This is a genomic window from Amphritea atlantica, from assembly GCF_900111095.1.
In the GTDB taxonomy this organism is placed as follows: Bacteria; Pseudomonadota; Gammaproteobacteria; order Pseudomonadales; family Balneatricaceae; genus Amphritea; species Amphritea atlantica.
Genome location: NZ_FOGB01000001.1, coordinates 387,593 through 400,524, shown reverse-complemented (window position 1 = coordinate 400,524; position 12,932 = coordinate 387,593). Strand labels below are relative to the sequence as shown.

11 protein-coding genes are annotated in these 12,932 nt (G+C 51.3%); 3 read left to right on the top strand and 8 right to left on the bottom strand.

Annotated features, from left to right (window positions below):
• Nucleotides 1–86: 86 nt before the first annotated feature.
• Nucleotides 87–932 (top strand): ATP adenylyltransferase family protein, encoded by an 846-nt coding sequence (locus tag BMY09_RS01780; protein ID WP_091353120.1) that lies wholly within the window; start codon nucleotides 87–89, stop codon nucleotides 930–932.
• A 66-nt stretch (nucleotides 933–998) separates the two neighbouring features.
• On the opposite strand, the gene BMY09_RS01775 is transcribed toward BMY09_RS01780, so the two are convergent.
• From BMY09_RS01775 to lhpI, 6 genes are all read right to left on the bottom strand, one after another.
• Complete coding sequence (locus tag BMY09_RS01775; protein ID WP_091353117.1) at nucleotides 999–2,201, bottom strand: hypothetical protein; 1,203 nt, start codon at nucleotides 2,199–2,201, stop codon at nucleotides 999–1,001.
• Nucleotide 2,202: 1 nt separating this feature from the next.
• Entirely contained in the window at nucleotides 2,203–2,991 is a 789-nt protein-coding gene (locus BMY09_RS01770; protein ID WP_091353116.1) for an outer membrane lipoprotein-sorting protein, read from the bottom strand.
• A complete protein-coding gene (locus BMY09_RS01765) occupies nucleotides 2,988–5,309 on the bottom strand; it encodes an efflux RND transporter permease subunit (protein WP_091353113.1) in 2,322 nt (773 codons plus the stop codon). The genes BMY09_RS01770 and BMY09_RS01765 overlap by 4 nt, the downstream gene beginning before the upstream one ends.
• 74 nt (nucleotides 5,310–5,383) lie before the next feature.
• Nucleotides 5,384–6,148 (bottom strand): TetR/AcrR family transcriptional regulator, encoded by a 765-nt coding sequence (locus BMY09_RS01760; RefSeq protein WP_091353111.1) that lies wholly within the window; start codon nucleotides 6,146–6,148, stop codon nucleotides 5,384–5,386.
• A gap of 190 nt (nucleotides 6,149–6,338) precedes the next feature.
• On the bottom strand, nucleotides 6,339–7,616 hold the full coding sequence (locus BMY09_RS01755) for an NAD(P)/FAD-dependent oxidoreductase (RefSeq protein ID WP_217647370.1): 1,278 nt from the start codon (nucleotides 7,614–7,616) through the stop codon (nucleotides 6,339–6,341).
• A gap of 42 nt (nucleotides 7,617–7,658) precedes the next feature.
• Nucleotides 7,659–8,624 (bottom strand): bifunctional Delta(1)-pyrroline-2-carboxylate/Delta(1)-piperideine-2-carboxylate reductase, encoded by a 966-nt coding sequence (gene lhpI / locus BMY09_RS01750; RefSeq protein ID WP_091353109.1) that lies wholly within the window; start codon nucleotides 8,622–8,624, stop codon nucleotides 7,659–7,661.
• 126 nt (nucleotides 8,625–8,750) lie between these two features.
• Between lhpI and BMY09_RS01745 the strand changes: the two genes are divergently transcribed.
• Nucleotides 8,751–9,566: an AraC family transcriptional regulator gene (locus BMY09_RS01745; protein ID WP_091353106.1), complete on the top strand. Its 816-nt coding sequence runs from the start codon at nucleotides 8,751–8,753 to the stop codon at nucleotides 9,564–9,566.
• On the opposite strand, the gene BMY09_RS01740 is transcribed toward BMY09_RS01745, so the two are convergent.
• Entirely contained in the window at nucleotides 9,563–10,408 is an 846-nt protein-coding gene (locus BMY09_RS01740; RefSeq protein ID WP_091353103.1) for an Nmad3 family putative nucleotide modification protein, read from the bottom strand. The genes BMY09_RS01745 and BMY09_RS01740 overlap by 4 nt on opposite strands.
• Nucleotide 10,409: 1 nt before the next feature.
• Nucleotides 10,410–11,054 (bottom strand): cupin domain-containing protein, encoded by a 645-nt coding sequence (locus BMY09_RS01735; RefSeq protein ID WP_091353100.1) that lies wholly within the window; start codon nucleotides 11,052–11,054, stop codon nucleotides 10,410–10,412.
• Between the two features lie 282 nt (nucleotides 11,055–11,336).
• Between BMY09_RS01735 and BMY09_RS01730 the strand changes: the two genes are divergently transcribed.
• On the top strand, nucleotides 11,337–12,932 hold the full coding sequence (locus tag BMY09_RS01730) for an HD domain-containing phosphohydrolase (RefSeq protein ID WP_091353098.1): 1,596 nt from the start codon (nucleotides 11,337–11,339) through the stop codon (nucleotides 12,930–12,932).

Here is a 12,932-nt window from a genome sequence, read left to right as displayed (position 1 = left end):
TTTTCTCTGGCGGATAATCTGTCTTTACTATACAACAGCATTTCGCCTGCGTAATCTGAAAACCTGATCGTATCCGGAGCTAGCGCATGACCCTATCACTCTGGCAGAAAACCCTGGCTACCACTCAGGCAGCCCTTAACAGCGGTGCCCTGCAACCAATCAGCACGACGATTGAAACAGTGTATGAAGCGCCCTTTAGTTATCAGCTAAGAACACTCAGTAGCCTGCAACATAAAGAAAATGACCGGCGGATTAAACAGGCGGCAAACCGCTCTGTTAACCCGTTTAAACCCTATGACCCCGAACTTTATGTGGCTGACATCGGTGCGAAACATATCTGTCTGTTAAACAAATTCAGTGTCATCGATAATCACCTGCTGCTGGTGACCCGGGATTTTGAGCCTCAGACTCACCTGCTGACGCTATCAGATTTCACGGCAGCATTGATGGCACTTCGAGAGATTGACGGTGTTGTTTTCTATAATGGTGGTCGGGAAGCCGGGGCCAGTCAGCCCCATAAACATCTGCAACTGATTCCCGTCAGACCGACTGATCTGCCACTGAGCAATGCGTTGAATTACTTTTCTGCTACCCCGGAACCGGATGCTGAACTGCCCTTCCGGCAAGCCGGGGTGCGCCTGCCGGCCAATATCGGTGACATTCAGGACACCGCGCAATGGTTGCATAACCATTACCTGATACTTCTGCAACGTCTGCAGATCCGCCATACAACCCGGCAGGCGGAGATGGCTTACAACCTGCTGCTTTGCCGGGAATGGCTGATGCTAGTGCCCCGCAGCAGCGAATCCTTCGCCGGAGTCTCATTGAATGCCCTGGCTTTTTGCGGTGCTCTGCTGGTTAAAAACCAGACCCAGGCTGACGCCCTGAAGGTGGCGGGAATCACTCAGGCACTCGCTTTTGTTACACAGTAAATACCGGTCGTCTGTGCAGTTAAAAGGCAGTGCAGTTAAAAACCAGAGCACTTAAAAACCAGGCGCCTAAAAATAGTAATCAGCGGTCAGCTGCAGCAGATCATCCTGCTCAATATTAACCATCAGATCGCGGTTATCCCGGGCATCAAACAACCGGGCATCAAGACTCAGTTTCCAGCGTTCACCAAAGCGGCTGCCGGCTTCCAGAAACAGACTACGGCTATCAAAATCAAGATCATAGCCAAACCCAACCAGAAACTCAGTACTGGCGGCATCATTCAGAGCTATACGGCTACCTAAGAACAGATCATTCTGGAAAATAGTATCCGCATCGATCCCCCGTTCATCCCAGCCATACTCCACCAGCACGCCGACATCGGTGGTGGTGTCACTGACACCATAGAAGCTATATTCAACCCCGGCCTGCATCGCACTGTAACGGTCTGAAGGGGTATCACGCCACAACAGTTCGAGCTTCCACAACCAGCTGTCAAGAGTTGCCTGACCATCAAAGCCGATCTGATCCATCTGCTCATAGACTGGCACTAGCACCGGCTTACCCTGAATGAGAGCGGTTTCTAAACGGGGATCACGGTTAGTGCCGTTAAACCAGTACAAGCCGACATCGAACAGATCAAAACTCTGACTCCAGCGCACAGCCGTATCAATATGCTGATCGCCATCACCAGACTCATAGCGAACGTTATCGGTGTCCACCACCAACCCCGAACGGGTCCGGCCTTCGCGTCCGGCGAAACTACGCTCGCGGAAACCCGGCAACACAAACAGGTCGACGATACCCCAGTCCCGCACCAGTGACAGATTGACCATCGGCTGACCCAGCTTGTCTTCGCCATCGCTATCTTCCACGGCATCGGTCTGATTGATCACATCCACCAGATGGTTAAACTCTGTCACCCCCCAGAACACTTTTCGCAGCCCTGAACGCAGCTCCCAGTCGTCGCCCACATGGATCCAGCTCAGCTCACGGATATCACCGTGGGTACGCTCATCATCGTGCTGATCCAGCCGGTAAAAGGGGGTAAACACAACGGAGTCATTGCCCCCGTTAAACTCCCAGTACAGTTCAGGTTCCAGCGCCAGTGAAGCATTGCTCTGATACCCCTGACCATTAAACTGTCCCTCATGAAGATAGCCCTGCAGCTCACCGGAAAGCCTGCCGCTGTATTCAAAAAACACCTCGTCCGCCGCCGCAGAGCCACTGAGCAGCAACACCGACAGCCCGGAGAGCCATAAACGTTTACACATATCAGCGGGCCCGCTTCAGGGTATTTTTATTGAAGTCAGAGTCATTCAGGCCAACCCTGAACTGGTATCCACTCCATTTCAGATCGGTGCTTTTTCCATTCTGATGATTGATCATCTGTTGCAGATCTGCCCGCCAGTATCTGTCCAGATATTGCTGATAGCCTTTGAAACTAAGGGTTTTCAGCAAACTGTTCTTACGATCATAAAACTCCACTTTCCAGACCCGGTATTGATCCTGATCGATCCAGGCCACCCGTCGTGTATAACCGGAATCTTTGTCCACCGGGTATTGCTCTACTACAAAACAGGTGCCCCCCTCACAGGATTCATCCTTGATGTATTTGTAACTGTATTTTTCAATCTCAAATGAAGACAGGTCCTCGTAGGCAAACTCCGATCCCATAAACGGGCCGGACTTGTTTCGGGATGAGATCCGCTTTACCCGCTTCAGCGCTGGCAGATAGAGCCACTGATCATCCGCTTCAAGGGGGTGGGAAAAGCTCAGAAATGCAGTACCTTTTACATCCAGGGGTTTATCGAATATCGTCAGGCTCTTATCACCATCGCCCTCTTGCTCCAGCGACTTGATACGGATCTCCCGAACGCTCTCTTCTCCCTGTTTATTACGCAACACCATTAACATTTCGGCCTGCATGTCGGCCCAGCCAAAATCCCTCTGTTTTACTTCTCTGGCGATCTCCAGCCCTCGCTCTTCAGGCGTCTGAGCCAATACCGGGCCACTTAACAAAGTCAGTGTCAGCAGCAGATAAAAAGATTTAGTCAGATTCATCGTTCAACTCCTTGAGCGGTTTTAGCGGGTGTTTCAATCTTAGTTTTATCAAACACCATCAACAACGGCGGCAGGAAGAGAAAATCCACCACCAGTGCAATCAGGATCGTCAGTGCCGTAAGGAATCCCATATCGGCATTCAGTTTAAAGCTGGACTGTGCCAGCACCATAAAGCCGCACACCAGAACAAAGGTCGTAATCCAGAGCGCCCGGCCAACACTACCAAAAGCATACTGAACGGCGGCAACAGAGTCTGCATCCCGATGGCGTCGGGCGTACAGGTATTTACTCAGAAAATGAACCGTATCATCCACCACAATACCCAGTGTCATACCCGCTACAACGGAGAGCCCCAGTCCCACCTGCCCATCAATCAGATACCACAAGCCAAACCCCATCGCAGCCGGTGCCAGATTTGGCAGCAGGGAGATAACGCCAAAACGAACAGAGCGCAGAGCAAAACCCAGTAACAGGGAGATCAGCACCAGTGCCAGCGCGATACCTGACAGCATACTCTTGATATTTCGCTGGCTGATATGGGCAAACATCAGGTTCGGACCGGTGGTCTGTACCTGATATTCAGGGGCATTTCTGGCAAACCAGTTTTGCACCCGTTCCTCCAGTGACACCAGCTCATTACTGGTGAGGTTTTTGAATGTGCCGACCACGCGCACCGAGGATTTATCCACATTCAGCTGATTATTGAGGTCAAGTCCATAGGGCAACGACATCTCATAGAGCAACAGATACTGAGCCGACAGCTCCCGGTCCTCGGGCAGACGATAGTAGCTCTGATCATCCCCATGCATATTTTTATTCAACCGCTTCAGGGTATCTGTCAGGGTGCTGACATGATCAGTCTCCGGTTGGGATCGCAACCAGTCACTGAAGACACCCAGTTTTTTCAGAAACGCCGGATCATTGATACCACTGGACTCACCGGAGTCTATGGAGATCTCCATCATGGTCATGCCCGACAGATTATCCTGCATATAGTCGGTTGCCTGACGAAACGGTACTGAGGTATCGAAATACTTCACAAAATCATCATTGAGCTGGTTCATCGGCAAAAACGCGATCAACAACAGCATAAAGACACTCATCCCCGGTAGCAGAATACGGCGTTTGGAAGTGACAAACGCTGCCAGAGAGCGGGTCCAGTCCCGATCTTCCTCACGGGTCTGTTTCACCCGCACCGGCAATACCATCAGCAGCGCCGGAAACAGCGTAATAGAGAACAGAAACGCCAGCATCACTCCCACCGCAACAATGTTGCCCAGATCACGGAAAGGAGGTGAATCGGAGAAGTTCATACTCAGGAATCCGATCGCAGTGGTGACACTGGTAAGCATCACCGGTTGAAAGTTGATCCGCAGGCTATCCAGCAACGCATCACGTTTCACGATACCGCGACGCATCTCATAAAACATGGTACTGAGAATATGGATACAGTCCGCTACCGCCAGCGTCAGAATCATGGTTGGCGCACTGGCCGATGGCCCGGTGAGAAACATCCCACTCCAGCCGGCCAGTCCCATCGCAGCGGCGATACTGGCAGCAATAATAATGACTGTTGAAAAGGTGCCGCTGAAAGTACGCAACAAGACCAGCATCGTCAGCACCACCACGCCAAACATGATGGGGATCAGCGTGGCATTATCCTTCAGTGCAGACTCGGCAAAGCTGTTGTTCATCATCACGATGCCGGACAGTTTGATCTCAAGTCCCGGATTTTCCGCCATATACTTCTGCTGAATTTCGCGCACCCTGGCTACAACCTCAGGCACCTCAGCCACCGGATCGATCATCGGCATCTGCACGGTCACATTCACCAGTGACACCTGACCTTTAACCGATGCAATCTTGTTTAGCAGTATCGGCTCGGTATTAACAATCTCTCGTATCCGGTCGAGTGCAGACGGGTCCAGTGTCTGCCCTTCTGAGACCAGATCCTCAACGATCATATCGTCCTCTTCCGCCCAGGTATGCTGGTAGTTTGCAATCGAATCCACCCGGGTTGAATAGGGTATCTGCCAGGCGTCGGTGGTAATCTGTCTGAGCAGTTGCAGATGTTCAGGGGTGTAGATATTCCCGTCAGCCGGAATCACAATAAAAGCGACATTATCACTCTTGTTAAAGATATTCTGGATCGACTCATAAGCCACTAACTGGGGGTTTTCTTCACTGAAAAACACCCGGTAATCACTTTTAAAAACCAGATTTTTTCCACCGACTGTCGCCATAACGGTCAACACAAGACAGGCCAGTAGAATCAAAGCCGGGTAGCGCAGAACCGTTGCAAATAGTTTTTCCTTCATCGTGATGCCTTTAGTGACGATTCGTCAGTGTTAAATTTTAAAAAAAACGGCTATGCCGTCGGCTAAATCACAGTCTATAGACTGCTGCAACGCTCCTGATTCATCTCTCCAGCGGTTAACATTGCAACTTCATCGGCAAAGATCTCGCAACGGATACGTTCAAGACTGGTGTTGTAGTCAAACAGGGAAGATAAAGGACGCCAGTTCAGGCCATCCAGAACAAGACTCACATTGGCCAGCAGAGATTCTTCTAACTCAAGACCTGCACGGATATTGCACCTGTCAGTCCCTTTACTGAGCAAAGAGATTGAGCCAAACGATGCCGACCAGTTAGCAAACGCGATCTGCTCAGCAGTCATATTCAATGGGTTACCACATTCAGCGGTTTCCAGTGCCTGCCGAATAAGCCCAAGCAGCCCTTCACTCAGTAATGCCTGAAGCTGAATATGTTTTTCACGCTGCCGCTCTGAGGACTTTTCAGCCACGCCAGGTGCTTTCGCGGTAATAACCAGCATAAAAAACATGGGGTAAAGACGGGCGTAAAGCTGATAACCATAGATCCAGGCTAACAGCCGCTCCCGGGTGACACCTTCAAATGATTCAGCCCTTTTGAACATGCTGACTAACAGTGCCATACCGCGGTTACACAACGCCAGCAACAGGTCCTCTTTTCCACTGAAATGGCCGTATACGGTGCCTTTGGAATAAGGTACTGCACTCACCAGCTTATCCATCGTCAACCCTTCGACGCCCTGAGCACCGATCAGAATCATCGCTGCATCCAGCAACTCCTCTTCACGCTGATCGCGGGTTTGACTATCGATTTGACGTGGACTCATACAGACCTCTATATAAATGACGATTCGTCAATTATAGAAAAAAAAGCGCCGCCTGCAAGTTAAACATGATGACAATCGAATGAAATTTAATCGTTAAAATGAAATAAGCGGCCATCGCGCCGCTTTCAGTCGGGGGATTAAAACGGGTACAGGATACAATAACATCATAACGCTGCTGCCCCGTCATCGATTAAAAACGGTTCACCTTAAACAGACTCATATCAATCATACTGGCCTCTTTTTGCAGCAGTTTGAGTGTCAGTTCAGCGGTAACGGCGGCCTGAGTTAATCCCAGATGCTGATGGCCAAAAGCAAACAATATCTGCGGGTGTTGTGGATGCCGATCAATCACTGGCAGCGAATCCGGCAACGTTGGCCGGTGCCCCATCCACTCTCTGACTTCAAGCTCTGGTGTATCCAGGCCAGGCAGAAGCTGACGGCTATGGTAGCGCAACACATCGAAGCGCTGTTTAAAGGGAGGAAGCTTCAGTCCCCCCAGCTCGGTCATCCCCACCACCCGCAAGCCGCTGTCCAGAGGTCCCATGACAAAACGCCGCTCAGCGGAACCGATCGTATGTCTGAGCATGAAACCGGCTTCCGGGATCGTCAGATGATAGCCCCGCTCAGCCTCCAGCGGCACATTAACCCCCAAATCACTCAATAGCGTTTTGCTCCAGGCGCCTGCACAGATCATCGCAGTGTCATAGCGCTGATCCTGCGATTCAGTGAGAACTGTCACCTGTTGGCTGGATGGTTTGACCTGAGTAATGTTTTGCTGAATAAACGCTCCGCCGCGCTCTATAAAGGCCGAAAACAACCGCGTGCACAGCTGATAAGGTTCGCTGACACGGCAGGCATCCGGAAAAAACAGCGCATGACTCACGGTTTTGGCCAGCTCAGGTTCCAGTTGCGCCAACCGTTCTCCCTGAACCAGCTCGGCGTCAATATGGTTATTCCTCAACCAGGCCTGGTGCTGGCGGGCAGCCTCGATTTTATCGGCTGATTCCCACACCAGCAGATAACCAGACTTTACAATCTGCTCAGTGGCGTCAATATCCGTCAGACAACGCTGCCAGGCGGCAATGGCTTCTCTGTTTAACTGAATCAGGCCTTTGCGACTCCGCCGCAGTACTTCTGGAGCCGATGAGCCAACAAAACGGAACAGCCAGGGGATAATGCGCATAAAATATTGCAGTGGCAGAAATAGCGGTCCCTTCGGATTCAGCCATAGTGGCAGCGCTGAGCGCAGGATTTGTGGATTTGAAAGCGGCTCAATCAACTCGGTCGCCAGATACCCTGCATTACCAAATGAAGCTCCCAAACCCGCTTCATCGCGATCAAACAGCGTCACCTGATAACCCTTACGCTGCGCCTCCAGGGCACAGCAGAGCCCGACCACTCCCGCGCCAATAACCGCGACCGAACCATTGAAGTGTTCATCGCACTGCGCCATCTCTGATAATGCCATCTGCTTTTTCCTAAAATCTGACGGGCTGGTGTTCAGCCAGAATCAATTCTGATACTGCTCGCTCTGCTGATACGCCAGCACCGCCGCAGCCAGATCTTCACGAGAATCCCCCACCGATTTAAACAGAGTGATAGCATTTTGCGAATCGTCCAGTTCAGCCCGCCCTCTATGCTGACCGCTGCACAGTTCCGCAAACTCTGCTTTGATAACCTCTTCGGTAATCGCCCCCTCCCTGATCGGCATAATCAGATCGCCGGTTTCACTCAGAGCTCCAGCACGCACATCGACAAATACCGAGCAGCGTTGCATCGCAATGTTATCGGTCTCTCGCATTGTGGGGGTGAAACTCCCTACCAGATCCAGATGAGCACCGGGTTTGAGCCACTCGCCTTTAATCAGGGGGGTGGTAGAGAGTGTTGCACAGCTGATGATATCGGCTGTTTTCGCAGCGGCCTCCAACTGCTCCACAGGGCAAATCTCTGCCTGAATTCCGTCGGCTTTCAGCTCTGCGACTAAATTTGCTGCCGTAGCCTCATTACGGTTCCACACCCGCACGTTGGCAATCGGCCGCACACTCATATGCGCCGGTATCAGATAGCGACTCATCCGCCCGGCCCCAACCATTAACAGTTCAGTTGAGTCCTCACGGGAAAGGTAGGCGGATGCCATCGCAGAAGCCGCAGCGGTTCGCCGAGCGGTCAGTTCGTTGGCATCCAGCTGGGCCAGCGGCTCGCCCGTTTTTGCGGACGACAGGATATAGTGACTGTTCAAACCCGGCAGACCCCGGGCACTGTTACCGGGGAACACATTCACCAGTTTCACCCCCAGGTACTCGCCTTCCAGCCAGGCGGGCATGAGCAACAGGGTCGCCTGAGGTTCATTGGGCACATTGATGCTATGATGATGGCGAACAGGGGCAGAAACCTGTTTGGTAAAAATCTCATTAAGTGCTTCGATCAATCGATCCCAGGGCAGTGCTTCACGGACCTGTTTCGCGTTCAGTTGCATAACTGCTTCTCTTATTTAGCCGTTTTCAGTAATGTTAGCTGGAAATACGCTCCAGGGGTTGTCTCAGACTACCAATTTATTGTCTCAGACTCTGAAGCATATCGAGTTAACCGGAACATTCATCGTATGAAAGAGAGCCTGGCCCGTCGCAACCTTATTGCCCGTCAGAGTGGAGAACATCTGCATGACTTCGCGCAGATTCTGATCGGTCTGAATGGCAGGATGGAGTGCGAATTCACCCGGCAGAGCGGGCAGATCGCCACTGGCACGCTGGCCATAGCGCCCGATGGTGAGCCCCATCTGTTTAGCGGTCTGAATGAGGAGAGTGAGCTTCTGGTGATCGATCTGGCCCCCTTTGACCCCTATATTCAGGCGTTGGAGCAGAGCTGTAATCTCTCCTTTAAAGAGACCATACTGAAACAGCCCGAGTTCATTACCCTATCCCCGCAGATGTTACCGATGCTGGATTTTGCGGCAAGCCAGCTCGCCAAAAGCAGCCAGCAGATCAGTGAGCAAAGCCGCTATCAGATCAATTGTCAGATCATTACCCTGTTTATCACTCAGCTATGCCAGCAATACTCAGCAACACCCGTCACTGACAGCAAAAACCCACGACTCAACCTTAGCAAACTGAACAGCTACATCGATCAGCGACTCTCTTCTCCACCGGGCAATATGGAGCTGGCTAACGCCCTGAACCTCAGCGAAAGCCATTTCTATTATCTCTGTCAGAAAGAACTTTCTCAGACACCTCAGCAATACATCATGACACGACGCATGCACCGGGCCCGCTTTCTGCTGCAAAACAGCGATGCACCTCAGAGTGTTCTGGCAGATGAACTGGGGTTCTCAGACGTATCGGGGTTCTCCCGGGCGTTCAAACGTTTTTTTGGAATAACACCCGGCAATGCCCGAAAACTGAACCACCACAGGCGCAGTTAATCGGCTGCAAACAGTTGACGCAGCCAGTCACCACTTTCAGGGTAATGACTGGCCTGCAATACAAACTCCTGGCCCCGGGCGGCTGCCTTTAGCACGCAGTACTGCGGGTTAAGATGCCACCGCTCAGCGTTGTGGTGATAGCTCAATGGTGGACGATCAGCAGGGTAAAACCAGGTCGGTAACTGCCATAGGCTGGGCTTAGGAGAGCCAGGCATTGTCAATTGCAGTTTTGACGCAAACCGTTCAAAAACGCCGCTTCCGGGAATATGCTGCAACCCTGGTAAAGAGAGAGACCGACGTGCCAGATAGAGGGTGTTATGACTATCGGGAACGCCGTGTAGATGGGGATGATCCTGCAGCCAGGGACGCTCTCCCGGAGCCAGACGATCAACCGGCACAATCTCATCGATCTGTAACCACCCCCATAACAGATGGCGGGCAGTCGTCCCGGGGATAAAGCGCCAGCGGCGCTGATAAATCTCAGCATCGCGAAACAGTCCAAAAAAGAGGAACAGATCACCGGGCTGAACCTGTTGGTTTCTCAGATGGCCCTGAGCTGATCCGGTTTGCCCCAACGATGGGCACCAGCCTGCCAGCCTGGGCAGGTGACCTTTGATAAGATCGGGATCAAGATGAGCGGTACTGCTACTTTTAATTTTGGCGCCGCTCAGCTGTGATACCAGACGTCCGGTATTGATACCCTCAATGTGCAGTTCCCGGTAACAGATCTTTGATTCAGTATCGGGAATGGGCAGTGTGACGAGTCGCCCATCCGGCAACACAGGGCTGGGGCACCCGCCTGAGGAGGAATCAAACCCTTTACGGCTAAAAATAATACGCATATCAGGACAGATGGTTAACCTTGATCCACACCCGCGTACCGGGACCTAAACGATAGCGGTGAGCGGCACGGGGACGACGAATCCAGCAGCCCTGCGAAAAGAGCTGCTGATTTTCAAACAGTTCTCCTTCAATCACAAACAGCTCCAACCCCTTTAGGGCGTTGCTCAGATCCAGTTCCACATCGGCCTGGCTCTTGAGCATAAACACCTGCTCATCGTTATGCTGATGCAGATCCAGTCGTTGCAGTACACTCTCTGTCCCACCCCATGATGCGGTATCGGTCTGAACAGTCAGATGCGCCCGGTCATCCGGCTGAAACTGATGCAGTTTCACCAGAATAATGCAGCCTTCATGACTGAAAGGTGCATGACTAAACCCCTCAGGGTTACGAAAATAGGTGCCTGCAGCATAATCTCCAGTCTGATCGGAAAACACGCCCTGCAGTACCAGAATCTCTTCACCTTTCGGATGCCCATGAGAGGAGAAGCTGGCTCCCGGATCATAACGCACAATACTGGTCGCATGCCCCTGCTCTGCGTCCTCCCGCGCCAATGGTTTACGCCAGACACCCGGCATCGGACTGGTAACCCAGCTCTGTCGATGGGTGCTAATACTCACCGACTGGTTGAAATCCATATTCAGCATAACAACTCCTCAAGGTTTTCTGGACTGCTATAAAAACGCGGGTATACAGCAATAGATGCAGCCCGAAGCTCGCGTTGTAAGCGGTCTTATTCCAAGGATTCAGATCTCAATTTTATCAAAGGAGTAGCGCAAAAAACGCAGAAAACCATTGGATATAGACAATATTCAGCTTTTCATCGCAATCTTATCCCGATTAGTAGATTTCGCGCTTTATTCACCTTGACACTGAGCCCAAGCAACGTCACATTTAACTCAACCCAAGGACTATCACTGGTTAGAAACATGCATCATCTGGATACACACGAAATCGTCAATCAGCTTGCGGATCTGACAAGTGCTCTGACCACTGAAACAGATCATATCAGGTTACTGGACAGGATTATTCTGGGCTGTATGTATCTGACCAATTCAGATGGCGGCACCCTCTATACCCGCAATGAAGAGAATGACAACGAACTCCATTTTACCATTCTCCATAACCGCTCACTGGGTATTCACCGCAAACCCCGGGATATGCCCACAGTAGAGATTTATAACTCTCAGAAGCAAGCGTCCAACTTAGTAGTGGTACAAACATTTGTGCAGCGGGAAACGATCAATATTACGGATGCTTACAGCTCCGATAAATACGATTTCTCCGGTACGCGTAAATTTGATAAGCAGTTGAACTATCGATCAAAATCCTTCCTCTGTGTACCTCTGGTGGACCATGAAGGTGAGATTATCGGTGTTCTCCAGCTGATCAATGCGATGAACGCCGATAATCAGGTGATCGCCTTCCCGGCGGACCAGCAACACCTGGTCGAATCCCTGGCTTCTCTGGCCGCTACCGTACTGACAAAACGACGACTGATTGATGCTCAGAGAGAGCTGTTTGAATCCTTTATCAAACTGATGGGACGCGCCATTGACCATAAATCCCCGGTGACCGGGAAGCACTGTGAGCAGGTCCCGGAGATCGCTATGTTACTGGCTGAAGCGGTCAACGAAAGTGTCAGAAACAAATATGCTGATACTCAGTTTAATAACCAGGAGATGTATGAACTGCGTATTGCCGCCTGGCTTCACGACTGCGGCAAAATAACCTCTCCCGAATACATTATCGACAAAGCCACTAAGCTGCACACGATGTTTGATCGCATCGAGCTGCTGGAATCCCGCTTCCGTGAATATAAACTGCAGCTGCAGCTGGATCATTACCGCACGCTACACGGGCTTTCCGCTGCGGAAGCTAAGCTTGCTGAGAAGCAGATGGAAGAGCGGTGCAGTAAACTCGACGAAGAGATCGCTTTCCTGAAACAGAGTAACACCGGTTCTGAATTTATGGCTGATGAGGATGTCGACCGCATCAGACAGATTGCGGCAATCACCTGGACCGACAACGATGGTAACCTGCGACAGCTGCTGACGGAAGATGAGACAGAAAACCTCTGTATTCGCAAAGGCACGTTGCTGCCCAGCGAGATTCAGGTGATGCGGGACCATATCAAAGTTACTATCGATATGCTGGAGTCCCTTCCCTACCCAAAGCACTTAGCCCAGGTGCCTGAGATTGCCTGCAATCATCATGAACACCTGGACGGAAGCGGCTACCCCAGAGGTTTGAAAGGTGATCAGATATCGTTGCGCGCCAGAATTATGTGTATTGCTGATATCTTTGAAGCGCTGACATCCCCGGACCGCCCCTATAAAAAGGGGATGCTGTTATCTCAGGCGATGAACATTATCGGCCTCATGGTGGAGGATGATCATCTCGATGCTAATCTGTTTACTATCTTTGTTGAGAGCGGAGCCTATCTTGAATACGCTAACCGCCATATGGCCCCCAGACAGATCGATCAGGTTGATCTGACCACCCTTCCCGGGCTTGTTCAGTAA

Excerpts from the sequence above, each read along its gene's own strand:
- BMY09_RS01780 (WP_091353120.1), top strand. The coding sequence starts at position 87 with ATGACCCTATCACTCTGGCAGAAAACCCTGGCTACCACTCAGGCAGCC.
- BMY09_RS01775 (WP_091353117.1), bottom strand. The coding sequence starts at position 2,201 with ATGTGTAAACGTTTATGGCTCTCCGGGCTGTCGGTGTTGCTGCTCAGT.
- BMY09_RS01770 (WP_091353116.1), bottom strand. The coding sequence starts at position 2,991 with ATGAATCTGACTAAATCTTTTTATCTGCTGCTGACACTGACTTTGTTA.
- BMY09_RS01765 (WP_091353113.1), bottom strand. The coding sequence starts at position 5,309 with ATGAAGGAAAAACTATTTGCAACGGTTCTGCGCTACCCGGCTTTGATT.
- BMY09_RS01760 (WP_091353111.1), bottom strand. The coding sequence starts at position 6,148 with ATGAGTCCACGTCAAATCGATAGTCAAACCCGCGATCAGCGTGAAGAG.
- BMY09_RS01755 (WP_217647370.1), bottom strand. The coding sequence starts at position 7,616 with ATGGCATTATCAGAGATGGCGCAGTGCGATGAACACTTCAATGGTTCG.
- lhpI (WP_091353109.1), bottom strand. The coding sequence starts at position 8,624 with ATGCAACTGAACGCGAAACAGGTCCGTGAAGCACTGCCCTGGGATCGA.
- BMY09_RS01745 (WP_091353106.1), top strand. The coding sequence starts at position 8,751 with ATGAAAGAGAGCCTGGCCCGTCGCAACCTTATTGCCCGTCAGAGTGGA.
- BMY09_RS01740 (WP_091353103.1), bottom strand. The coding sequence starts at position 10,408 with ATGCGTATTATTTTTAGCCGTAAAGGGTTTGATTCCTCCTCAGGCGGG.
- BMY09_RS01735 (WP_091353100.1), bottom strand. The coding sequence starts at position 11,054 with ATGCTGAATATGGATTTCAACCAGTCGGTGAGTATTAGCACCCATCGA.
- BMY09_RS01730 (WP_091353098.1), top strand. The coding sequence starts at position 11,337 with ATGCATCATCTGGATACACACGAAATCGTCAATCAGCTTGCGGATCTG.